Source organism: Psychrobacter sp. W2-37-MNA-CIBAN-0211 (assembly GCF_040309405.1).
GTDB lineage: Bacteria > Pseudomonadota > Gammaproteobacteria > Pseudomonadales > Moraxellaceae > Psychrobacter > Psychrobacter glaciei.
This window is the reverse complement of record NZ_JBEOOU010000116.1, coordinates 1-284: the sequence shown is the minus strand read 5'-3', so window position 1 is coordinate 284 and position 284 is coordinate 1. Positions and strand designations below refer to the sequence as shown.

Here is a 284-nt window from a genome sequence, read left to right as displayed (position 1 = left end):
CATTTTAGATATGGCACGAGAATCATTACCTGCAGCGCCATTTTACTTCCCTGAAGATTATGTGACTGATCGCTCGCAACGATTTATGGCATCAGAAATTGTCCGTGAAAAACTGATGCGTTTTCTAGGCGACGAACTGCCATATGATGCGACAGTAGAAATTGAACAGTTTAAAATGATGGAAAATGGTGTTTACCAAATCAACGCGTTGATTTTAGTTGAACGTGAAGGCCAAAAACGTATGGTCATTGGTAATAAAGGTGAGCGAATTCGGACTATTGCCA

At 40.5% G+C, this 284-nt stretch carries 1 protein-coding gene; it reads left to right on the top strand.

The genetic code is table 11. The features are described from left to right. Positions 1 to 284: GTPase Era (era, locus tag AAEY72_RS14530; protein ID WP_352311230.1), on the top strand; the 284-nt coding region annotated here is incomplete at both ends.